The sequence below is a fragment of the Caldisericia bacterium genome, from assembly GCA_030018355.1.
GTDB lineage: Bacteria > Caldisericota > Caldisericia > B22-G15 > B22-G15 > JAAYUH01.
This window is the reverse complement of record JASEFN010000005.1, coordinates 24,742-47,832: the sequence shown is the minus strand read 5'-3', so window position 1 is coordinate 47,832 and position 23,091 is coordinate 24,742. Positions and strand designations below refer to the sequence as shown.

20 protein-coding genes and 1 tRNA gene are annotated in these 23,091 nt (G+C 26.0%); 19 read left to right on the top strand and 2 right to left on the bottom strand.

Annotation, left to right across the window (positions count from 1 at the left end; translation table 11 throughout):
- Nucleotides 1–41: 41 nt before the first annotated feature.
- A complete protein-coding gene (locus QMD25_06180; protein ID MDI6861581.1) occupies nt 42–3,284 on the bottom strand; it encodes a stalk domain-containing protein in 3,243 nt (1,080 codons plus the stop codon).
- 96 nt (nt 3,285–3,380) lie between these two features.
- Between QMD25_06180 and QMD25_06175 the strand changes: the two genes are divergently transcribed.
- From QMD25_06175 to QMD25_06145, 7 genes are all read left to right on the top strand, one after another.
- Nucleotides 3,381–3,456 (top strand) — tRNA-Ala (locus QMD25_06175).
- 20 nt (nt 3,457–3,476) lie between these two features.
- Nucleotides 3,477–5,966, top strand: a complete 2,490-nt coding sequence (gene leuS, locus QMD25_06170) for a leucine--tRNA ligase (GenBank protein ID MDI6861580.1) — start codon at nt 3,477–3,479, stop codon at nt 5,964–5,966.
- The gene (locus tag QMD25_06165; GenBank protein ID MDI6861579.1) at nt 5,963–7,096 is read left to right on the top strand and encodes a stalk domain-containing protein; all 1,134 of its coding nucleotides are present in this window, start codon (nt 5,963–5,965) and stop codon (nt 7,094–7,096) included. The genes leuS and QMD25_06165 overlap by 4 nt, the downstream gene beginning before the upstream one ends.
- 24 nt (nt 7,097–7,120) lie before the next feature.
- Nucleotides 7,121–7,309, top strand: a complete 189-nt coding sequence (gene rpmF / locus QMD25_06160; GenBank protein MDI6861578.1) for a 50S ribosomal protein L32 — start codon at nt 7,121–7,123, stop codon at nt 7,307–7,309.
- The gene (gene plsX / locus QMD25_06155) at nt 7,306–8,286 is read left to right on the top strand and encodes a phosphate acyltransferase PlsX (GenBank protein MDI6861577.1); all 981 of its coding nucleotides are present in this window, start codon (nt 7,306–7,308) and stop codon (nt 8,284–8,286) included. The genes rpmF and plsX overlap by 4 nt, the downstream gene beginning before the upstream one ends.
- The gene (gene rnc / locus QMD25_06150; GenBank protein ID MDI6861576.1) at nt 8,273–8,965 is read left to right on the top strand and encodes a ribonuclease III; all 693 of its coding nucleotides are present in this window, start codon (nt 8,273–8,275) and stop codon (nt 8,963–8,965) included. Before plsX ends, rnc begins: the two co-directional genes overlap by 14 nt.
- Nucleotides 8,949–11,123 (top strand): stalk domain-containing protein, encoded by a 2,175-nt coding sequence (locus QMD25_06145; GenBank protein MDI6861575.1) that lies wholly within the window; start codon nt 8,949–8,951, stop codon nt 11,121–11,123. Before rnc ends, QMD25_06145 begins: the two co-directional genes overlap by 17 nt.
- Here QMD25_06145 and QMD25_06140 read toward each other — a convergent pair.
- Nucleotides 11,101–11,472 (bottom strand): metal-dependent hydrolase, encoded by a 372-nt coding sequence (locus QMD25_06140; protein ID MDI6861574.1) that lies wholly within the window; start codon nt 11,470–11,472, stop codon nt 11,101–11,103. The genes QMD25_06145 and QMD25_06140 overlap by 23 nt on opposite strands.
- Before the next feature lie 41 nt (nt 11,473–11,513).
- On the opposite strand from QMD25_06140, the gene lepA reads away from it, so the two are divergent.
- The 12 genes from lepA to cdd all read left to right on the top strand — a co-directional run bounded on the left by lepA (nt 11,514) and on the right by cdd (nt 23,074).
- Nucleotides 11,514–13,292: a translation elongation factor 4 gene (gene lepA / locus QMD25_06135; protein MDI6861573.1), complete on the top strand. Its 1,779-nt coding sequence runs from the start codon at nt 11,514–11,516 to the stop codon at nt 13,290–13,292.
- Complete coding sequence (gene hemW, locus QMD25_06130) at nt 13,289–14,416, top strand: radical SAM family heme chaperone HemW (GenBank protein ID MDI6861572.1); 1,128 nt, start codon at nt 13,289–13,291, stop codon at nt 14,414–14,416. The genes lepA and hemW overlap by 4 nt, the downstream gene beginning before the upstream one ends.
- A gap of 8 nt (nt 14,417–14,424) precedes the next feature.
- Nucleotides 14,425–15,441, top strand: a complete 1,017-nt coding sequence (locus tag QMD25_06125; GenBank protein ID MDI6861571.1) for a hypothetical protein — start codon at nt 14,425–14,427, stop codon at nt 15,439–15,441.
- Nucleotides 15,441–16,166, top strand: a complete 726-nt coding sequence (locus QMD25_06120; GenBank protein MDI6861570.1) for an RsmE family RNA methyltransferase — start codon at nt 15,441–15,443, stop codon at nt 16,164–16,166. Before QMD25_06125 ends, QMD25_06120 begins: the two co-directional genes overlap by 1 nt.
- Nucleotides 16,163–17,464 (top strand): tRNA (N(6)-L-threonylcarbamoyladenosine(37)-C(2))-methylthiotransferase MtaB, encoded by a 1,302-nt coding sequence (gene mtaB, locus QMD25_06115; protein MDI6861569.1) that lies wholly within the window; start codon nt 16,163–16,165, stop codon nt 17,462–17,464. Before QMD25_06120 ends, mtaB begins: the two co-directional genes overlap by 4 nt.
- Nucleotides 17,448–17,609 carry a 30S ribosomal protein S21 gene (gene rpsU, locus QMD25_06110; GenBank protein MDI6861568.1) on the top strand — a complete coding sequence of 54 codons (162 nt, stop codon included), beginning with the start codon at nt 17,448–17,450 and terminating at the stop codon, nt 17,607–17,609. The genes mtaB and rpsU overlap by 17 nt, the downstream gene beginning before the upstream one ends.
- 310 nt (nt 17,610–17,919) lie before the next feature.
- Nucleotides 17,920–18,621 carry a PhoH family protein gene (locus QMD25_06105; protein ID MDI6861567.1) on the top strand — a complete coding sequence of 234 codons (702 nt, stop codon included), beginning with the start codon at nt 17,920–17,922 and terminating at the stop codon, nt 18,619–18,621.
- Nucleotides 18,581–20,617 (top strand): HDIG domain-containing protein, encoded by a 2,037-nt coding sequence (locus QMD25_06100; GenBank protein MDI6861566.1) that lies wholly within the window; start codon nt 18,581–18,583, stop codon nt 20,615–20,617. Before QMD25_06105 ends, QMD25_06100 begins: the two co-directional genes overlap by 41 nt.
- Nucleotides 20,580–20,993 (top strand): rRNA maturation RNase YbeY, encoded by a 414-nt coding sequence (gene ybeY / locus QMD25_06095; GenBank protein ID MDI6861565.1) that lies wholly within the window; start codon nt 20,580–20,582, stop codon nt 20,991–20,993. The genes QMD25_06100 and ybeY overlap by 38 nt, the downstream gene beginning before the upstream one ends.
- Nucleotides 20,968–21,423 carry a diacylglycerol kinase family protein gene (locus tag QMD25_06090; GenBank protein MDI6861564.1) on the top strand — a complete coding sequence of 152 codons (456 nt, stop codon included), beginning with the start codon at nt 20,968–20,970 and terminating at the stop codon, nt 21,421–21,423. The genes ybeY and QMD25_06090 overlap by 26 nt, the downstream gene beginning before the upstream one ends.
- A complete protein-coding gene (locus QMD25_06085) occupies nt 21,424–22,707 on the top strand; it encodes a hemolysin family protein (GenBank protein ID MDI6861563.1) in 1,284 nt (427 codons plus the stop codon).
- Nucleotides 22,670–23,074, top strand: a complete 405-nt coding sequence (gene cdd / locus QMD25_06080) for a cytidine deaminase (protein ID MDI6861562.1) — start codon at nt 22,670–22,672, stop codon at nt 23,072–23,074. Before QMD25_06085 ends, cdd begins: the two co-directional genes overlap by 38 nt.
- Nucleotides 23,075–23,091: the final 17 nt, after the last annotated feature.

Genomic DNA, 23,091 nt, shown 5'->3' with positions numbered 1-23,091 from the left:
ATAAGCCCCTCCATTTTGGAGGGGCAAAATTTTGTTAAGAGTTAATCCTTTGGGTATGTTATTATTACAGTTTTTGTAGTTGGATCCCAATCTACTTTACATCCTAAATTTTCTGCAACAAATCTTACTGGAAGCATGGTTCTACCAGAGATAATCATAGGAACCACCTTAGGATTATTTTGATCAATTGGCGTATTTATGCCATTAACTCTTGCAATGTTCTTTCCAATCCAAAGTTCAATTGTGATATCTTTAAGTGAAACTGTTACTTTCTTTTCATTTGGATCCCAACCAACATTTGCACCAAGAGGTTCTGCAACCCATCTAATTGGAAGAAGAGTCCTTCCTTCAATAATTTGTGGAGGAACATCTATCTCTTGTTCTCTGTCATTAACCAACATAATTTTATTTCCAATTGTAAGTTTTAATACAATTCTTTTTACATAATTAACATAATACTCCTTTGTTAATTTATTTCCACGTGTATCTTCAGCCTCAATTAAAATTTTATTCATTCCTTCAACAAGAGTTAACATATAAGTAAATGTACCATCTCCTTTTATTTGAATATCCTTTCCATTGACTTTAAGATATTTAATTCCACTTTCATCAGTAATTTTTCCACTAATCACTAAATCTGGTGTTTTTACTTCGCTTGGAAGTGTTAATGTTAAAATAGGTGGTTTTTTATCTGGTTCAACTATATTTACTTCACCAATTTCAATATTTGCTTTTATTTCATTAAGATCAGGATCTTTTAAGATTAGATTTGAAATTTTCAAATCAACCTTTCCTAATTTAAGTGCTTTAAATTTAAATTTTATCAAAACTCCTTCACCACTTACACCTTGAACTTTACCTGTTCTTGATACTCCAACAATAATTTCCCCCTTTTCTTCATTAACATTTTTTAAAAATAGAGTTGATACTCCGTCTTTTTTAAGGAATTCTCCTTCAATTACATCTTCAAAATCAAGAAACTCCTTATCATAAGTTAATGTAAATCCAAAACCATATAAATTTTCAACTTCTTGAATAAGAATTGGAATTTCAAATGATGAATCAAGATCTACATCAATTTTATTTATTAAAACCTTTGTTCTTGTAGCAAGTATAACCTTTAATGAAATTTTCTTTACAATAGTAGGGTCTCCTTTAGATTTAATTTCAAGTTCTACTATCATTTCATCACCTATTTTTGCAGAAGTGGGTGGTAAAACTTTTACTTCAAAACTTCCTTTCTCTTTTGAATTAACTGCTACTTCTTTTGGATATACAACTTTCCAATCGTATACATTAGAAACTAAATTAATTTCATAAGTATCTTGTTTTGCTCCTTTATTAGAAATTGTTAAGTTGAATGACACTTCTATTCCTGGTTTTGTAATTTTTTCAATTGCATCTGAAGTAATTGAAAACGAATAATCTTGTAATTTTTCACCAAATGGAGAGATAATTCTTACTACATTATGGAAAAGATCTGCAGCATAAATCATTCCATCTTGCCCAATAAAAAGATGAGCAAGTTCATAATATCCTCTTGGTGTTGAACCTAAAAATGTTCCGTCATCTTTAAACATTTGAATTCTTCCATTTTCTGTATCCCCAACATACACTACGCCATCTTTATCAACAGCAACACCAGTTGGGAACCAGAACTTTTCTAGTGCCCTTCCCCCGCCTTTTCCAATTTTTCTTAAGAGTTTTCCATTCTCATCATAAACATCTACATAATGATCAAATGTTGCGACATAAATATTATTATTTGAGTCAACTGCGATTGCGTTTGCTTCACCTTTAATTTGAAATTCTTTTAAAATTGTTCCATCTGTTGGTGAAATAGCATACACCATGAAATTTCTTGTAACAACCCAAATTCTACCCTTGTTATCAAATACCATTTGATATGGTTGAAGTATTGTGTCTTTACAATTTTCTAAAATTCTTAAGAAATTTCCCTGTAAATCAAAAACAGAAATTGGCGCTCCTTCTATTCCTGAAGATACATAAACTTCATTTTTTCCACATAAAACCCCACCAATTACTGCAAATGGTTTATCCTCAGAAATTCCAGTTATTTTCTTTAAAAATTTTCCATCACTATTAAAAATAACAATTTCACCAATATCAGCAAAGTTTGCCCAGTGTGCAACCCATATATTTCCTGAAGAATCAACTGATGCAGAAATAGGATTTATTAATCTCCCTTCAATTGAATAATCATAATCTATTTTTGTTTTAAAATTTCCATTTTTATCAAAAACTGTTAATCTTGTTGTTCTGGGCCATCCAAATGGATTTCCTGGTCCATAAAAGTAGCCTGCATCAAATGTATAAACATTTTCTTCATCATCAACAGCAACTCCTGCTGGTGTTAAGAATTCTCCAGGTTGAAGTGGTAACTTTGTACCTCTTTTACCAAATTTTAAGACAAAATTTCCATTTTTATCAAATTTTTTAATACACGGGTTTAAGGGTGTTCCTAATCCTCTATCTACAATATAAATATAATTTCCCTTTACTTCAATGTCAAAAGGATAAACAAATTGTGTATCTTGAGACCCTTTTCCTCCAAAAGAGAATAAAACATTCCCATCTAAGTCAAGTTTAAATATTTTACAACTTTTTGCATCAACAACCCAAAGATTATTTTCTTCATCAATCGTCATTCCTTCAGGATTAACAATATCATCAACTTTTATTGTTTTTAGAAATTCTCCTTTATCTGAAAAAACTTGAATTCTTGAATTCAATTGATCTGAAACAAAAATTTTTCCATCTTTTGATACGGCAATACCTGATGGACCATTGAATTTTCCTTCGTCAACTCCTTCTTCTCCAAATTGAAGAAGCACATCTCCAAGTGGGGAAAATTTGACAATATAATTATTAAAGAAATCTGCAACATAGATGTTACCCGTATCGTCAACATCTAAATCCGCTGGATATTGAAGTTTTCCATCTCCATATCCCAATTCTCCAAAAACTTTAACATGTTTTAGATTTTTATCAAATACATGAACCCTACCATAAGATGTATCAAGAACATAAAGATAACCATTTTTAAATTTCATTCCTTGCATTGGAAAAGAGAGTTCAGAATTAAAATCGCTTTCAACAGTATTTGCCCAGAGTAGCGTAAATGCTCCTACATAATCATCAGGCATAACACCAATAACTCCTACTTGTGCAATTTCTCTTTGTTGGGCAACCGAGGCTTTCAAAAATAAAATGCCTAAAAAAATTGTTAGAATAATAATTAAAAGTTTTTTAAAAGAAGTCATTAATTCCTCCTTTCATTTTTAACTTATAACTTACTTTTAAAATTATAAATCAACTTGACAGATTTTCAAATAAAAAATATAATGATTTAGATAAAAGGGGCAGTAGCTCAGTTGGGAGAGCGTCTCTATGGCATGGAGAAGGTCGCGGGTTCGAGTCCCGTCTGCTCCACCATGTTCCATGGAGGAGTATTAATGGAATATTATAATTTTTCTGAAATTGAAGAAAAGTGGATTAAAAGATGGGAAGAAGAAAGATTATATTCTAAATATGATTATAATAAACCAAAGTATTATGTATTAGAAATGTTTCCATATCCATCTGGTCCACTTCACATGGGACATGTAAGAAACTATACTCTAGGAGATGTGGTTGCTAGATACAAAAGAATGAGGGGTTATAATGTATTGCATCCTATGGGGTGGGATGCATTTGGACTTCCAGCTGAGAATGCAGCAATTCAAAGAGGAATTTCTCCAAAAGAATGGACTTATAAAAATATAAGTATAATGAAATCTCAATTAATAAAGCAAGGGAATTCATATGATTGGGATAGAGAAATAGCAACATGTGATCCCAATTATTATAAATTTACCCAATGGTTTTTCCTTGAACTTTATAATTCTGGACTTGCTTATAAAGACAAAGCATTTGTAAATTATTGTCCAAAATGTAAAACGGTTCTTGCTAATGAACAGGTTATAAGTGGAAAATGCTGGAGATGTGGTACACTTGTCGAAAAGAGAGAGTTAGAACAATGGTATTTTAAAATAACTCATTTTGCTGAAGAATTACTTAACGATTTAGATTTACTTGAAAATTGGCCTGAAAAAGTAAAAGTAATGCAGAGAAACTGGATTGGAAGAAGTGAAGGAGTAGACATATCATTTCCTGTATTAGATTTTGATGAAAAAATAGATATATTTACAACAAGACCAGATACAATTTATGGCACAACTTTTATGGCTTTAGCACCAGAACATCCACTTTCTGAAAAACTTGCTTTAAAAAATGATTTATATGAAGAATTTAAGAGATTTAAAGAAAATGTTTTAAAATTAAGTGAAATAGATAGAGTTTCAACTGAGTTAACAAAAGAGGGTTTATTTTTAAACAGTTATGCAATAAATCCTTTAAGTCATGAGAAAATTCCAATTTTTGTTGCAAACTATGTTGTCTATCAATATGGAAAAGGTGCAATAATGGGAGTTCCAGCTCATGATTCTAGAGATTTTGATTTTGCAAAAAAATATGGGCTCCCAATTAAAATTGTCATTCAAAATAAGGATTTTAGTTTAGACGAAAAAACTATGAATGAAGCCTATGAAGAAGAGGGAATTATTGTGAATTCAGATATCTTTTCAGGTATTCCATCAAATGAAGGAAAGAAAAGAATAAGTGAATATATAGAAGAAAAAGGATTGGGAAAACGAGTTATAAGATATAGATTAAGAGATTGGTTAATATCAAGACAAAGATATTGGGGTGCTCCAATTCCAATCATTAATTGTGAAAAATGTGGAGCAGTTCCAGTTCCATATGAAGATCTCCCAGTTTTACTACCAGATGAAAAAGATGTTAATTTTGGAATTGAGGGAAAAAATCCTCTTGAAACTGCTGAATCTTGGGTTAATACAACATGTCCAAAATGTGGAGGTAAAGCAAAAAGAGAAACTGAAACAATGGATACTTTTGTTTGCTCATCATGGTATTTTTTAAGATTTACAGCACCAAATAGTTTAAAAAATCCTCAAGATTTTCCATTTGATAAGAAATATGTTGATTATTGGATGCCAGTGGATCAATATATTGGTGGTGTTGAACATGCAATTTTGCATTTACTCTATTCGAGATTTTTTACAAAATTTCTTTATAGTAAAGGGTATATAAACTTCAAAGAACCTTTTAAAAATCTTTTTACTCAGGGAATGGTTCTATATAATGGTAGTGCAATGTCTAAATCTAAAGGGAATGTGGTTTCACCAGATGAAATTATAAAAAAATATGGAGTTGATGCTGAAAGATTATTTATTCTTTTTATTGCTCCTCCAGAACTTGATGCTGATTGGACAGATAGAGGTATTGAAGGTATGAGTAGATATGTAAATAGAGTGTGGAGACTTTTCAATAGATTTCTCGAACTTAGGGAGAAAAAAGAGAATAAGTTTGAAATAGATATTGAGATGGATAAAGAATTAGAAATTAAACTTAATGAGACAATTAAAAAAGTAACTGATAATATTGAGAATAATTTTAGATTTAACACAGCAATTGCAGCTTTAATGGAGTTAACAAACTCAATTCAAGACTATATGAACAATGAAAAAACAATAAATTTAACACTTTTAGAAAAAGTATTTAAAAACTTTATTTTAATGCTCTCTGTTTTTGCACCATTTATCTCAGAAGAAATGTGGGAAAAATTAGGTAATAAAGAGAGCGTGCATCTTCAACAATGGCCTTCATATGATGAAGAAATATTAAAAAGGGAAGTCGTTGAGATAGTGGTTGAAGTTGATGGTAAGGTTAGAGGAAGAATTAAAATAAATAGAGATCTTGATGAAAAAGAGGTAGAGAAAATAATAATGGATGATACTAAATTTAAAAAATATTTTGAAAATAAAAAAATTAAGAAAACTATTTATATAAAAAATAAAATTATTAACATAGTTACAGAACAATGAAAAAGTTAATTTTTTTATTTATAATATTAACATTTTTAAACATTTCATTTATTTCTCAAGAGACATTAATTTCTTTTGGAAATTCAAATTTAGAAATTTTAACAAACGAAGAAATAGTTATTCCTGTTAAAATTGAGAATGTAAAAAATTTATATGGATTTTCTATTTACATTGAATTTGAACCAGAAAATTTAAAAATATTAGAGGTTATTGAAGGCGAATTTTTAAAAAAAGATACTCAAACTCTCTTTTTATCTAAGATTGATTTAGAAAGAAGAGAAATAATTATTGGTGGTGCAAGAAGAGGAAATGTGTTAGGAATAAGTGGTAGTGGAGTACTTTTTTATATAAAATTTATTTTAAAGGAAAAAAACAAAACTTTTTTAAAATTTAAAGAAGTAGTTCTTAAAGATAATAATTTAAATAATATAAATTTTAAAACCCTTGACCTTAATATTTCGCCTAAACTCCAAGATGTCCCAATATTAAAATATGAACCTGAAGTTCTTATTTTCAAAAATAAAGATGAAGTTCTTGAAATAAAAATAACAAACATTGGCAAAGGAGTAATTAAAGGCAAAATATATACAAACGATGATTGGATAGTTTTAAAAAATACCAATTTTGAAGGAAATAATAATATAATTTATGTTGCAATAAAAAAAGAGAGTTTAGAAGAAGGAAAAATCTTTATTGAAAGCAATGGTGGAAATGGTGTAATTAGTGTAAAATTTGAAAAACCCTCAAATATAAAAATAGTACTACAAATTGGAAATCAAGTAGCCTATGTGAATGATAATCCATATCTTTTACCCTTCCCTCCTTTTATCGAGAAAGGAAGAACTATGGTTCCATTAAGATTTATTTCAGAACATAGAGGCGCTCAAGTTATTTGGGTAAAAGATGAAAGTAAGGCAATAATTATTTTCAATGATATTTATATAGAATTATGGGTTGACCAGAATAAAAATTATGTTAGAATGAATGGTGTTTTTTATTCAATAGATGTGGCACCTTACACTTTAAAGGGAAGAACAGTTGTTCCTGTAAGGTTTGTATCTGAATTTTTAGGAGGAAAGGTACTTTGGAATCCAGATACAAAAGTAGTCACCATTTTATTTGAAACTTAATTTAAAGCAAAGGAGGTAGTTTATATGGGAGTTCCAAAAAAGAAAAAAAGTAAGTCAAGAGTTAGAATGAGAAGGGCATACTTTTATAAACCACCAAATGTAAATTTAGTTGAGTGTCCACATTGTCATGAACTTATTGTTCCACATAGGGTATGTCCTTATTGTGGATATTATAAGGGAAGAGAGATTGTTGCAAAAGAGGTGGAGGAGTGAAAATTATTTTAGATGCAATGGGGGGAGATTATGCCCCCCATGAGATAATAGAGGGGGCGAAATTAGCAAAAGAAGAATTAAATATTGATATAGTTCTTGTTGGAAAAAAAAGCGAAATTGAAAAATATTTAATACAAGAAGAAGAAAAAAAATTTGAAATTATTCATGCAGAAGAAGTTGTCACTATGGAAGATAAACCAGTTATGGCATTTAGAAGAAAAAAAGATTCATCTATAAATAAAGGTATCACTCTTTTAAAAGAAGGATATGGTGATGCTTTTGTTTCTGCTGGAAATACTGGAGCAATTTTAACATCATCATATTTTATATTAGGAAAAATAAAAGATTTTATAAGACCAACTCAATCTGCTATAATACCAACTCTTAAAGGATTTTTAATTCTTGTTGATGCGGGTGCAAATGTTGATTCTGAACCACAACATCTTTTACATTGGGCACAAATGGGTAAAATTTTTTCGAAGTTAATTACTGGAAAAAAAGAGATTAAAATCGGACTATTAAATATTGGTGAAGAGGAAGAGAAAGGAAATAATTTTACAAAAGAAGTCTATAAATTATTAAAAGATCATTTTTCAGATGAATTCGTGGGGAACATGGAGGGAAAAGATTTTTTGTACGGTAATTTTGATGTATGTGTTACTGATGGATTTGTGGGAAATGTTGCTTTAAAAACTTTGGAGGGTGAAGCATCTCTTTTTCTTTCATTGATAAGAAATATTTTTAGTAAAAATTTAATAACAAAACTATCTTATTTACTTGTTAAAAATGAATTTAAAAATAATTTTGATAAATTTAACTATGAAAAGTATGGAGGTAGCCCAATTTTAGGTGTTAATGGAACTGTTCTTGTTTGCCATGGAAGATCAAAAAGAGTGGCTATTAAAAATGCTATAAAAATGGCTAAGAATCTTGTAGAATTAAGGCTTGTTGAGAAATTGAAAAGTGAGTTCAATTGATGATTTTATAAGTTTTATTGAAAATAATTATAAAATAAAAATAAAAAATAAACAACTTATCATAAGATCCCTTGTCCATACATCAAAAGAGAATTTTGAGCCTCCTATAAGTTTTGAAAGACTTGAATTTCTTGGTGATTCAATAATAAATTTTTTAATTACCGAAAGAGTTTTTAAAAAATATAGAAATGTTTCTGAAGGAGTACTTGCTAAATATAAAGCAATATTAATTAGCAAAGAAACACTTTCAAAATTTGCTAAAATATTAAAAATTAATGAATATATCACATTGGGAAAAGGAGAGGAGAAAAGCGGAGGAAGAGAAAAAGAAAATATTTTATGCGATGCTTTTGAATCATTTATTGGTGCTTTGTATCTTGATTCAGGTTTAAGAACACCAAGAAAAATAATAAATAAATTAATGAACTTTATTATAATTGAAAAAATTTCAGACAGTAAAACATATCTTCAAGAAATTACCCAAAAAAAATTTGAATTATTACCAAAATATTCTGTATTGGAAATAAAGGGATTGGAACATGACAAAACTTATGTAGTTGGAGTGTTTATCAACGATAAAATTATTGGAATTGGTGAGGGTAAAAGTAAAAAGGAGGCTGAAAAAAGAGCAGCAAATGAAGCTATTAAATATCTAACTCAAAATGAGAAAATTTACTAAAAATTTATTAATATTTATAATAATAATATTTATTTTTATCTCTTTATTTTTTCAAAACTTAACTATTTCTAAAAAATTGTATTTATTTAATAATTATGATTTTGGAAATGGAATTTGGATTCATATTAATACATTCAACAACTCTTCAGAAGAAGAAATATACAATTTATGTAAATTTCTTTTAAAAAGAGACATAAAAAATGTTTTTATACTAGCAAAAGATATCAATGGAGAACTTTTATATAAAAAATATGAAGCAACACTTTTAAAAATTTTAAAAATTTTTGAAAAGTTTGAAATCAAAATTCATTACTATATACCTATTGCTTATGATCCTAAATTTTTAAAAGATAATCCAAAAGAAGCCTCCTTTCTTTCACCAGATAAAAATAATCTTTACCCCTACCCTGATAAGGATCTAAAAGTTGTTAATTTAAGTAGCAATAAATATTTAAATTATATAAAAGTAATTGTCCAAGAATTAATTTATCATTATGATGCTCAAGGAATTCAATTAGATTATATAAGATATCCAAATATAAATTATGGATATGATGATAATTTAAAAAATATTTTTATATCCTATGGGGGAAATTGGGAAAGAATTCTTGATTTTTTTAGAAAAAATGTGGATATATTTACTCTTTATGATAATAAAGATAAAGATGTTATATTGTTATCAAAAGCACGAAGTGAAATTATAACAAAATTTGCCTCAGAAATAAGTGGATTTGTTAAATCAATTTCAAAAGATATCCTCTTTTCAGTTACATTAATTCAAAGTGGTTCATCTTTTTTATCTTATAAAGAAGGTGGAAAAGACTCTTTTCCTTATGGGTTTTTACATTTTGGACAAGATTATAAAAAATTATCAGAGATATCAGATTTTGTATCTCCATTAGCATATCATAAAAATTATGAAAAAAATTTAGATTGGGTAAGAGAAATTATAAAAAATACAAAGAAAAAAGTTTCATCAAAAATTTTATGTGGTATACAAGCAAATGATAATCATGAAAACCTTGAGAAATTAATAAAAATATGCAAAGAAGAAAATGTTAATTTTTCTTTATTTAGACTTGGAACATTTTTACCAGTTGAAATTAAAATAAATAGTATTGATGTTTTAAAATATGAAATCAATTTTATTTCACTTGATAAATTTTATGAATATACAAAGAATTTTAATTTTGAGATTATAATAAAAGAAATACCTATTACTAAAATGATAAATATAAAAGAGAAATTTATATTTTCAACAGATAAAAGTCAAATAACTATTTATTTAAAAGGCATTTCACTCTTATTAGATAAAGAGAGTTTAAGATTATTTAATACTATAAAATTCAAAATCGGAGAAAAGGAATATTTTATTGATGGAATTAAGAAAAATATGGACACCTCTCCATTTTTGTTAAATGGAAGAACAATGGTGCCAGTTAGAATTATAGCAGAAACACTTGGATATGAAGTTGTATGGAATAATGGAGAGATTATTTTAAAAAATAAAAACATAACTGTCAATTTATATGTGAATAAAAACAAACTTTTAGTTAATGGTTTTGAACATTTTATTGATTCATCTGTAGTTTTAAAAGATGGCAGAACATATCTTCCTGTTAGAATATTAAGTGAAGTTTTAAATTTTCTTGTTTCATGGATAGAAAAAAGCAAAGAAGTTATAATTGAGGGTTATATAAATGAAAATAATGAAAAGATAATTTTTTATAAAGATAACTTAAATAATTTGTTTAGAGACCTTATTTTTAATAAATCAAAATATCTTCTTTTTGATAAAAATGTAGATATTACTTATCTAACTAAATATGATAAAGAATTTATATTAAGAGGAATTAAAGTATATTTGATTTACGATGAAAAATTCATTCATTATAAAGATAAAATTGGTTCTTTTGATGGTTTTTTTGTAAATGATAAAGGAAATTACTATCTTTTAAAAGAAAATAAAATTTATAAAATTTATGATTCAACAAATTTTTTACCAAAGGATGCCCTTTTAAATTTTGCAGAATTTAGATTTAAAGAAAAATCAAATTATTACATTTTAATTTTAGATACTTTCTTTCTTGAGATTTTTAGACCTTATGTGGAAAAAGACCAAAATTTTTTAGGTTTCATTTTAAAAGAAAATAGTTAAGCAAAAAAAGAATTAAAAATAAAACTGTTAATAATTTATCAATTATACTTCCACTTTTAATCAATCTCAATGAGTATTTTCCTTTATATGGCCAAAGTAATGTTAAAGGGGTATAAGTGAAATAATCTAAAAAAATATGAGAGAAATATGGAATGAATATTAAATTATTTCTAAAAATTATTAAAATTAAAAAACAAAATAAAAAGGAATGTAAAAATCTTCGATGATCTTTTAATTTTATATCTAAATCTGGAAGCAAAGAGAATGTTGCGTATAAAAAAATTGAAGGATCTTTTTTAATTAAAGATAGAATAAAAATTGAAAATGTGTAATGTGTTGGCAAAATCATAAGTCATATTATACTATATTTTATGCTATAATTAATAAATTATGAACATAAGAAACTTTTCTGTAATAGCCCATATCGATCATGGTAAATCAACATTGTGTGATAGATTTCTTGAATTGTGTGGTTTAATGTCTCCGCTTTTAAAAGAAGGTCAAGCATTGGATCAAATGTCCTTAGAAAGAGAAAGAGGAATTACAATAAAAGCCCACCCTGTTAGACTTATTTATAAAAAAGGAGGCGAGGAATTTATTCTTAATTTAATAGATACTCCTGGACATGTAGATTTTAGTTACGAAGTATCAAGAAGTTTAGCTGCGTGTGAAGGAGCAATTCTTCTTGTTGATGCAACACAAGGAGTTGAGGCTCAAACTCTTTCTCACTATTATTTAGCAAAAGAAAATAATCTCAAAATAATTCCTGTTATCAATAAAATAGATTTACCAAATTCAAGAATTGAAGAAGTAAAAGAGGAAATTTTTAATCTAACAAATGAGAAAAACATTTCTCTTGTTAGTGCAAAAAGTGGGATTGGCGTTAAAGAGTTGCTTGATAGAGTAGTAAATGAAATACCCTCTCCTCTAATTAGAAAAGATTCTCCACTTAAAGCATTAATTTTTGATTCTCATTATGATAAATACAAAGGGGTTATTGTTCATATAAGAGTTTTTGAAGGAAAAATTAAAAAAGGAATGAAAATAATGCTATATTCAACTAAAAAAGTTTTTGAAGTAATTGAAGTTGGAATATTTGAATTAGATCTTAAAGAAACAAATGAGTTAAATTCAGGTGAAGTTGGTTATTTTGCAGCATTAATCAGAGATCCTAAAGATATAAGGGTTGGAGATACAGTTGTTGATTATAAATATCCAAATGTTGAACCTCTTCCTGGGTTTAAAGTTTTAAAACCTGTTGTTTTTGCATCAATTTATCCAACATTACCTCAAGGTTTTGAATCTTTGCGTAAATCAATTGAAAAATTATATTTAAATGATCCAGGTTTTGTTTTTGAACCAGAGGATTCATCTCAACTTGGTCCTGGTTTTAGATGTGGTTTTCTTGGATCTCTTCATTTAGAAATTGTTGAAGAGAGACTAGAAAGAGAATTTGGTGAAAGTATTGTTATAACTTATCCTTCAACAAAATATAAAATTATTTTAAAAGACGGTGAGGAGATAGAAATTACAAATCCATCAAAATTTCCAGAAGAGTCTAAAATAAAAGAGATTTTAGAACCAATTGCTTTAGTTAAGATAATTACACCAAAAGATTTTATTGGAGATGTTTTAAAATTAATTGAGATAAGGAGAGGTAAGTTTTTAAATATGATCTATATAGATCCTAATAGAGTAATTATAGAAGCAAAAATACCATTTTCAAAAATTATTTATAAATTCTTTGATGATTTAAAATCTGTTACAAAAGGATTTGGTACTTTTGACTACACTATTGACACTTGGGAGAAAGGCGATTTAACAAAAGTCGATATTGTCGTTAATGGTAAACTTGTTGATGCTCTCTCGTTCATTGCATATAAAGATGAAGCGTATAGAAAAGCAAAAGAGATATTGAATAAAATGAGGGGCTTTATACCTAAACAACTTTTTGAAGTTGTTTTACAAGCAAAAGTTCAAGGAAAAATAATTGCAAGAGAATCCATTGCTCCATTGAGAAAAGATGTTTTACAGAAGTGTTATGGTGGAGATGTTACTAGAAAAAAGAAACTACTTGAAAAACAAAAGGAGGGCAAAAAAAGAATGAAAATGATAGGAAATGTTGAAATACCTCAAGAGGCTTTTCTTTCAATAACGGAAGTTGAATGAAAGGCATTTCTTTATATTTTCACATACCTTTTTGTATAAAAAAATGTAATTATTGTAGTTTTTATTCAGTGAAATATAATGAACAAATTAAACAAAAGTTTATTAATTGTTTAATTAAAGAAATTTCTGTAAATCAAGATTTACTTAGTAATCGTAAAATAAATACCATATATTTTGGTGGTGGAACGCCATCCTTACTTGATGAAAACGATTTTAATTTAATTTTAGAATTCTTAAATAAAAATTTTAATACTGAAGAGATTAAAGAAATAACCTTAGAGGTTAATCCAGAGACAGTTACTCTTGAGAAATTCAAAAGTTTAATAAACATTGGAGTAAATAGAATTAGTGTTGGTGTGCAGACATTTAAAGAAGATTCTCTTAAAATTTTAGGAAGGACTCATAATAAAAAGAAAATTTTTGATTCTTATAAAATTTTAAGGGAAGTAGGCTTTAACAATATAAACATTGATTTAATTTTGGGTATACCAAATGAGAATTTAAAAGATTTAGAGGAAACCTTAAAAAATACTTTATTACTTAATCCAGAACATATCTCTTTATATTCTTTAGAATATCATGAAGATACAAGAATCTATTTTAATTTAATGAAAGGCGAAATTAAATCATGGAATAAAATTAAAGAGAAAAGAGGTTATTTAATGATTAAAAATTTCTTAGAGAGTAATGGTTATATACAGTATGAAATTTCAAATTTTGCAAAGAAAGGATTTGAATCAATTCATAATTTAAATTATTGGAATGGGGGAGAATATTTAGGTTTTGGACCAAAATCTTTTAGTTTTATAAAAAATTTTTATTTAAAAAATGGAGATCTATTTTTTTATTTCAAATCTTTAAGTTTTAATAAAAAACCATACACAAAAGTTTATTGTATTAATGAAGAAAAACTGAAAAATTTACTTTTTGTATTGTCATTAAGAAAAATAGAAGGAGTTAATTTAAAAAAGTTTGAAGATAAATTTGGAAAAATAAATGAAATTACTTATAAGAGATTATTAAATTTAGAAAAAAGTGGGCTTATTAAAAAATACAAAGAAAATATAAGATTAACAACTGAAGGAATATTAATCAGTAACGAAGTTTTTTCAAATTTGATATAATTTAATTGATGAAAGACTTAAAAGAAAAACTAATTAAAGATAAAAAAGAGACAATTTTATTATTAACAATTAAAGAGTATTTAGATACTGGTTTGCCAGTAGGTTCTAAAACTCTTGTTGAAAAATATTTTCTTGATATCTCTCCAGCGACTGTTAGAAATTATTTGAGTGAATTTGAAGAAGAAGGTTATCTTATCCACATACATACTTCATCTGGAAGAATTCCCACAGAAAAGGGCATCAAATTTTATATTGATAAAATTATAGAAAAAATGAATGTTATGAGTAACCTTAAAATTGAGAAAGATATTCAAAAGTCATTTGCAATTCTTGGTGAAGATTTTATAGATCTTTTCTTAAATAAACTATCAAATTTAACCAATTCAATATCTTTCTTTTTCTATTCAGTTCCAAAAGATGAAAAAATTTTAAATTTACATTTGATGAATTGTTCATATGGGAAAATATTGTTAATAATTGCACTTGAAGATAAAGTTGAAGAATATATTATTAAAACTGATACAGAAATTCCTGATGAAGAACTTTTTAACATTAAAAATAAAATATTAAAAGCAATTAGAGAAGATAATTATAAATATTTAGATAATATTAGAAGGGTTTATCCAGAATTAATTATTGAAATTGAAAGAATTTTAAAAGAAAGATTGAAAAAGAGAGAAATAGGTGATATTTATATAAAAGGTTTAAAATATATTTTATCTTATGAGGATATTAAAAAATCAAAAGATCTTGAGACTTTAATAGCATTTGTTGAAGAAAAAGAAAAGGCTTTATCTCTTGTTGACTTTTTAACAGAATTTAAAAATTTATTAATTCTAATTGGAAACGAAATAAAAGATTTAACATTAGAAAAAAGTGTATTAATTGATCTTCCTTATTTAAAAGAAGACAATGTTGAGGCTGGACTTGGCTTTATTACTCCAGAGAGATTTGACTTTGAATATCTTTTCAAAATATTGAAACAATATGCGAGAGAGATAAAAGAGAAGTTGGAGAAAATATAGTGCATGAATTTTTTGTTCCAAAAGATAGAGTTAAAAGAAATATTGCTATAATTGATAAAGATGATTTTCATCATCTTGTGAATGTTCTAAGAGCAAAAGAGGGAGATAAAGTTTTAGTAGTAGTTGATAGGGGTGAAAAATATATTTCAAGAATAATAGAAATAAAAGATAAAGTAGCAAAATTAATATTTGAAGAAAGAGTTGCAGATAGTTGTGAACCAAAAGTTAATATAATTTTTGCACAAGCCATTCCAAAAGGGAAAAAGTTTGAATCAATTTTAAAAACTGGAACAGAACTTGGTGTAAGATCTTTTTATCCACTAATAACAGAAAGAACTGAATTTATATTTAAAAATGAAAAATTAGTTAGATTTAAAAAAATTGTAAAAGAGGAGGCTCAGGTATCAAAAAGAGATAGAATTCCTGAAGTTTACGCTCCTATAAAATTTGAAGAGTTTTTGAATCTAAATTTTAAAACAAAAAATAAATTTATTTTTTGGGAACTTGAAGAGGAAAAGAGCGTTTATGATATAGAAATAAATGAGTGCGAAGATATTGTATTAATTGTTGGAAATGAAGGAGGTTTTAGTTTAAAAGAGATAGAAATGGCAAAGAAAAAAGATTTTATACCTTTAACTCTTGGTAAAAGAATTTTAAGAGCAGAAATTGCTCCAATTGTAATTCTTACACTTTTTCTCTTTAAACTTAGAGAGTTTAAAAAATGATTAAATTTTTTATTAAAACATTTGGGTGTAAAGTAAATCAATATGATTCACAACTAATAAAAGAAAATCTAATTATTGATAAAAATTTTATACCTGTTACAGATTATAAAAATGCAGATTTAATAATTATTAATAGTTGTATTGTTACAGAAAAAGCAGAAGAGGAAGTTTTAAAATATGCAAAAAAATTTAAAAATTATGGTGTAGTTATAATTACAGGTTGCTTTAAAGAAAATAAAAAATTAGAGGGTGTTTATTATTTGCCACTTAAAGATGAAATTGATATTAAAAATTTCATTTATGAAATTCTTAACATGGAAAAGGAAAAAAGCAAAACTAAACAAACAATTTCATTTTTTGAAGATAGAACCCGGGCATTTTTAAAAATTGAAGAAGGTTGTAATAAATTTTGTTCATATTGTATTGTTCCTTATTTAAGAGGCAGTGCAAGATCAAAGGATATTGATGTTATTAAAGAAGAATTTTTAAATTTATTAAAAAATGGTTATAAGGAAATTGTTTTATCTGGAACAGAACTTGGTTTTTACGGTATTGATATAAATAAAAACCTGATTAAATTATTACAAGAACTTTTAAGTTATCCTTATGATTTTAGAATAAGATTATCCTCAATAGATCCTGAATTTTTAAGTGATGAGTTAATTCAATTTTTTTGCCAAAATGAGAAATTATGTCCTCACATACATCTTCCTCTTCAAAGTGGAAGTAATAAAATTTTAAATTTAATGAGAAGAAGATATGACAAAAATTATTATTTAGATAGGGCATTTAAATTTAAAGAGAGTGTTAAAAATTCTACTATTACAACTGATATTATTGTTGGATTTCCAGATGAAAATGAAGATGATTTTTATGAAACTATAGATGTTATTAAAAAAGTTGAATTTTTGAAATGTCATATTTTTCCATATTCAGAAAGAGAGGGTACATTTGCTTCAAAATATTTGAGAGATAAGAAATTAAATGAAGAAATAATAAAAGAGAGAATAAAAATAATTAAAAAAATTGCAAAGGAAGTTTCCAATAAAGTATTAAATAGATTTGTAAATAAAGAACTTGTATTTTTAGGTGAGACAAAAAAAGAAGATAAACTTTTTGGTTTTACAGAAAATTACATCAGGGTTTTTATAGATAAGGAATTTGAAAAAAATAAATTCTATAAAATATATTTACAAAATTCAAAAAATTTTGTAGAATATGGTATAGTTATTTCTGAATTCTATTATGGAGTTCCAATAGAAAAGGAGGTGAGAACTAATAATGCCAGCAGTATATAGACGTGAAGGTGAGGATCTTGATAGTTTAATAAAGAGATTTAAGAAAGAATGTGAAAGAGAGGCAATACTTTCTGAAATTAAAAAGAGAGAATTTTTCATACCACCATCAGTTGAAAGAAGAAAAAGAAAAGGAAAAAAGAAATAATTTGAGGAGGTGTTAACTTATAGAATCCTCTGAATTAAAAGAAAAAGGTTTTTATCCTTTTATTAATGAAGAAGAGGCAGTAACCTTTTTAGGTTATTATACAGATTTAATAAAAGAACTTGAGAAGAATTTTAACTTAAGGATAAAAATAACAAGAGAGGGACTTAAATTATATTCATCTGAAAATATTCCCGATGATCTTGACCAATTTATAAAAGATATTTTTGATATTAAAAGGAACAAAAATATTCTACTTACAAAAGATGAACTAAGAAAAAGCATTAATTCAATTAAAGATAAAAGTTATAGAATAACGAGAGAATTCTTTGTTGATGTTGTTTTTGTATCAAGTAAAGGAAAGAAGGTAAAACCAAAAAGTGAAAATCAAAAAAAATATATTGAAATGATAAGAAAAAAAGATCTTGTTTTCTGTATTGGACCTGCTGGTTCTGGAAAAACATATCTCGCAATAGCCTCTGCATTGGCTTACCTTTTTGATAAAAAAGTTGAAAGAATAATTCTTACAAAACCTGTTGTGGAAGCAGGTGAAAAACTTGGTTTTCTTCCTGGAACTTTCCTTGAAAAAGTTGACCCACATTTTAGACCATTATATGATGCTCTTTATGATTTAATTGAGGTTGAGAAAGTTACAAGATTAATTGAAAATAACATAATTGAGATAGCGCCACTTGCTTATATGAGAGGTAGAACTTTAAATGATTCTTTTATTATTCTTGATGAAGCACAAAATACAACTTATTCCCAAATGAAAATGTTTCTTACAAGAATGGGATTTAATTCCAAAGTTGTTATTACTGGTGATATAACTCAAATAGATATAGAAAATCCAAAAGAATCCGGTTTAGTTAAAGCAATTAAAATTCTTAAAAATATTGAGGATATTGGAATTGTTGAATTAAATAAAGTTGATATTGTAAGAAATCCAATTGTACAAAAAATAGTTGAAGCATATGAAAATTTCGAAAATATTAAGAAAAAAAATAAATCTTAAATTTAAAAAAGAAGATTTTATTTTAAAATTAATCTTAACTTTAATTTTTTTTTCATTTCTATTTTATTCTTTTATACCACCGTATATATTCGTTAGAAAAGGTATTAAGTTAAATAAAGATTTAATTTCACCAAAAGATATAGAAGTTATTGATCAAGATGAAACAAATAAAGAGATTGAAAAGGCATTAGAAAGTGTTCCTATATATTATGAGTATAAACCAGAAGTTGATAAAGAAATATTTAATAACATAAAAAAAATTATTGAATTGCTTGAAAATTATAGAAATAATCAAAACGATTCTCTTGAAAATCTTTTTGAAAATTATGGAATAACATTAGATCTTGAAACTATTAAAGAGATTAAATCAATATCTGTTTCAGATTTTTCAAAATTTAAAGAAAATATCATTTTAATAACATCTAATTTACTTCAAACTGGTTTAAAAGAAAACGATTTAATAAATATCGAAAACAAAATTGATTTAATGGTTAAAGATAAAGAGATATCTTCTAATGAAAAAAAGATAATTTTAACAATTTTAAAGACAATTTTAAAACCAAATTTAATAGTAAATGAAGAGTTAACAAACAAAAAAAGGGAAGAAGTAATAAAAAATATTAAACCTATTAAAAAATTTATAAAGAAAGGTGATACAATTTTTTCAAAGGGAACCGTTATTACTGATAATGAAATAAAAATATTAAAAAATTATAACCTTTTATTTACATCGAAAGATTTTATAATTATTATTTTTATGCTTTTCCTATCAATAATATTATCAATTATTATTCATAATGTTCTTAATTTAAATAAATCTTTTGGATTAAAAGAAAAGATTTTTATAATTATAATACTTTTTGTATCAATGCTTCTTGGAAAGTTAATTAAAAATGTTAATATTTTACCAATTTATTTAATTTCTAATTTGACTATTTTATTCTTTGATCTTTTAACTTCAATAACAATACTTTTACCTGTGATTGCTTTTTATGTAATCAATTTTAATGATAAATTTCTTTTAATAACATTAATTTTGTTTGCATCAATAATTTTTTCATTAAAAACAAAGAAAATAATAAATATTACTGATTTCTTAAAAATTGGGTCTAATTTAAGTTTTGTGTTTTTATTAATTTATATATCAACTGAATTAATAAATAGAAATTTTGTAATTTCATCCTATTTGTTGAATTCTATTTATATTATTTTAAATCCAATAATTTCAATTTTGTTGCTATTGGTTCTTGTGCCATATTTAGAAAAAATTCTTTCAATACATACTCCAATCGGGCTTGTTGAACTCCTAAATATAAACAATCCTCTTTTAAAAGAATTTATAGAAAAAGCACCTGGAAGTTATCAACATTCATTAAATGTGAGCACTTTGGCTCAAATTGCAGCAGATGCGATTGGAGAAGATCCTCTACTTGCCAAAGTTTGTGCTTACTATCACGATATTGGAAAAATGGAAAGACCTGACTTTTTTATTGAAAACAACCCAAACTTTAACCCTCACGATTCAATTTCTCCTACTCTTTCAGCTTTAATTATTATCTCTCATGTTCGAGTTGGTGTAGAACTTTCAAAAAAATACAATTTACCAAAAATTGTTGTTGATGCTATAAAAGAACATCATGGAACAACTCTTGTTAGTTATTTTTATTCTAAAGCAAAACAAATTGATCCTAACACAAATGAATCAAGTTTTAGATACCCTGGTCCAATTCCATCCTCCAAAATAACTGGAATTATAATGTTAGCAGATGCAGTTGAGGCTTCTGTTAGAGGAGAAAAAATTGAGAGTGAAAATTTTTCAGACTTTGTTAATGATGTAATTGACTCAAAAATTTCTGATGGTCAACTTAATAATTCAAATCTATCATTTAAAGACATTTTAAAAATAAAAGAGGCTTTTATAAAAACATTAACATCGATGTATCATGAAAGGATAAGTTATGTATTCAAAGATAGAGATATACGAGAAAAAAAGTAAAATACCTATTAACAGAGAGTTTTTAAGAAGGTTAACAGAGGAGATTGTTAAAAAAGAGGGCTACAAAAAATTTGAAATTTCTCTTGCATATTTAAATAAAGAAGATCTGAGAGAATTAAATAAAAGATTTAGAAACCTTGATCGTACAACTAATGTTTTATCTTTTATTTATGAAAATTCCCCAATTCTTAAGGGTGAAATTATAATTTCAAACTATAATGTTGAAAAAAGAGGCGAGAGTTTTTTAAAACTCTATATACATGGACTTCTTCATCTTTTAGGTTTTGATCATATGAAAAGAAAAGAAAGAGAAATTATGAGAAAAAAAGAAGAGGAATATTTTAAATATTATGAAAAACAAAAATCTAATACATAGTTTCAGAAACGCCTTTAGAGGTTTAATTAATACATATTTAAGAGAAAGAAATTTTAGAATTCAAGTATCATTTGCAATTATTGTCATATATTTCTCTATAAAATTTAAAATTGATAAAATTTATCTTTTCTTTATTTTTTTAATAATAACACTTGTTCTTTACTCTGAACTTATAAATAGTGCTCTTGAAATTTTATGTGATAAAATAGAAAAAGATTACAATAAGAAAATAAAAGCAGTAAAAGATACAATTGCTGGAGGAGTTTTACTTTTTTCTATATTTTCTATAATTTTAGGATTAAGCTTATTTTTAAGGTATATTAAAAAAATTGATTTCTTCTCAATAATTTTTTCAATAGTAATTCTTATAATTCCTTTTCTAATCAAAGGTAACAATAATGATATAATTAAAAAAAGAGGTGATGTGTAGTTGGATAGTATTGATTTAGTTTATAATTTATTTATAATTTTTATTTTATTAATTATATCTTATATTTTCTCAGCATCAGAAATTTCATTTATAGGTTCAAATGAAATTAAATTAAGAAAAAGAGCAAATGAAAATGATAAAAGAGCAAAAATCATTCTAAAATTTAAAGAAAAACCAGAAGATTTTATAAGCACAATAACTATTGGAAATAATTTTGTAAATATTCTAGCTGCATCAATTGCAAATACTATTTTTTTGAAAAACATAAAATATGGTAGCACTGTATTTTCTTCAATAATAATGACAATAGTTATTGTTATATTTGCTGAACTTCTTCCTAAAACAATTTCAACTTATAACCCAGAATCATTTATATTGAAAGTACAGCCCTTTTTATTATTAGTATCTTATATTTTAAGACCATTTTCATTTATAATAAACACTATAATCTCAAAAATTTTAAAAATTTTTGGAAAAAATCTTAAAAAAAGTAAAACTTTTGATGAAGAGGAACTTAAAATATTTCTTTCAATGAGCAGTGAAAGTGGAACAATAGAGGAAGAAGAAAAAGAGTTAATAGAGAGTATTATTGAGTTCCAAGATAAACCTGTTTATGAGGTTATGATACCAAGAGTTGATGTTGTAGCCTTACATGTTGATACAAAAATTGAAGATATAATAGAAACAATTAACAAAACAGGACACTCAAGAATTCCAATATACGAAGGGAATATTGATAACATTATTGGAGTTCTACATGCAAAAGATTTATTAAAGGTTACATTCAATAAAAAAGATATAAACATTAAAGATTTATTGCATCCAACAATTTTTGTTCCTGATACTAAAAAAACATCAGAACTTTTTAAAGAGATGCAAAAGAAAAAAATACATATGGCAATTGTTGTTGATGAGTTTGGTGGTTTTGAGGGCATTGTAACAATGGAAGATTTATTAGAAGAAATTGTTGGAGAAATTCAAGATGAATATGATTTAGAAGAAGTTCCATTTAAAAAATTAAATGAGAAAGAGATAATTTTTGATGCTAAAATTTCAATTGAAGACGCGGAAGAAATTCTTGGAATAGAACTTCCTCATGAAGATTATGAAACACTTGGAGGTTTGTTTTTAGATTTAGTTGGCCATATTCCAGTAAAAGGAGAATCTATTGAATATAAATCTTTGAAATTTATTGCAATTGAAGTAAAAGGTAATAGAATTATTAAAATAAAGGTTGAGAAAAAAGATGAAACTAACAAAGAGATTGATTCAAAAAATGGTTAACATTGCAAAAGAGGCAAGTGAAAAAGCATATTCTCCATATTCTGGATATAAAGTAGGGGCTTCTCTTTTAACTAAAAACGGTAAAATATTCACTGGTTGTAATATTGAAAATGCAAGTTTTGGTGCAACAATTTGTGCGGAAAGAGTTGCAATTTTTAAAGCAATTTCTGAAGGGGAAAAAGATTTTGAAATTATAGCAGTCTATGTTAATGATAAAAAAAATATTCCATCTCCATGTGGTATATGTAGACAGGTTATGATGGAATTTTCTCCAGACCTGAAATTAATTCTTTCAAATGGAGATGAATATAAGATTTACAAATTAGAGGAACTTTTACCTTATCCATTTTCAAAAAACTTTCTTTAATTGATGAGGAGGTATTT

Bases quoted from the DNA above. Each gene is read 5' to 3' on its own strand.
- QMD25_06180 (MDI6861581.1), bottom strand. From the start codon at position 3,284: ATGACTTCTTTTAAAAAACTTTTAATTATTATTCTAACAATTTTTTTA.
- leuS (MDI6861580.1), top strand. From the start codon at position 3,477: ATGGAATATTATAATTTTTCTGAAATTGAAGAAAAGTGGATTAAAAGA.
- QMD25_06165 (MDI6861579.1), top strand. From the start codon at position 5,963: ATGAAAAAGTTAATTTTTTTATTTATAATATTAACATTTTTAAACATT.
- rpmF (MDI6861578.1), top strand. From the start codon at position 7,121: ATGGGAGTTCCAAAAAAGAAAAAAAGTAAGTCAAGAGTTAGAATGAGA.
- QMD25_06145 (MDI6861575.1), top strand. From the start codon at position 8,949: ATGAGAAAATTTACTAAAAATTTATTAATATTTATAATAATAATATTT.
- QMD25_06140 (MDI6861574.1), bottom strand. From the start codon at position 11,472: ATGATTTTGCCAACACATTACACATTTTCAATTTTTATTCTATCTTTA.
- lepA (MDI6861573.1), top strand. From the start codon at position 11,514: ATGAACATAAGAAACTTTTCTGTAATAGCCCATATCGATCATGGTAAA.
- hemW (MDI6861572.1), top strand. From the start codon at position 13,289: ATGAAAGGCATTTCTTTATATTTTCACATACCTTTTTGTATAAAAAAA.
- QMD25_06125 (MDI6861571.1), top strand. From the start codon at position 14,425: ATGAAAGACTTAAAAGAAAAACTAATTAAAGATAAAAAAGAGACAATT.
- mtaB (MDI6861569.1), top strand. From the start codon at position 16,163: ATGATTAAATTTTTTATTAAAACATTTGGGTGTAAAGTAAATCAATAT.
- rpsU (MDI6861568.1), top strand. From the start codon at position 17,448: ATGCCAGCAGTATATAGACGTGAAGGTGAGGATCTTGATAGTTTAATA.
- QMD25_06100 (MDI6861566.1), top strand. From the start codon at position 18,581: ATGAAAATTTCGAAAATATTAAGAAAAAAAATAAATCTTAAATTTAAA.
- ybeY (MDI6861565.1), top strand. From the start codon at position 20,580: ATGTATTCAAAGATAGAGATATACGAGAAAAAAAGTAAAATACCTATT.
- QMD25_06090 (MDI6861564.1), top strand. From the start codon at position 20,968: ATGAAAAACAAAAATCTAATACATAGTTTCAGAAACGCCTTTAGAGGT.
- cdd (MDI6861562.1), top strand. From the start codon at position 22,670: ATGAAACTAACAAAGAGATTGATTCAAAAAATGGTTAACATTGCAAAA.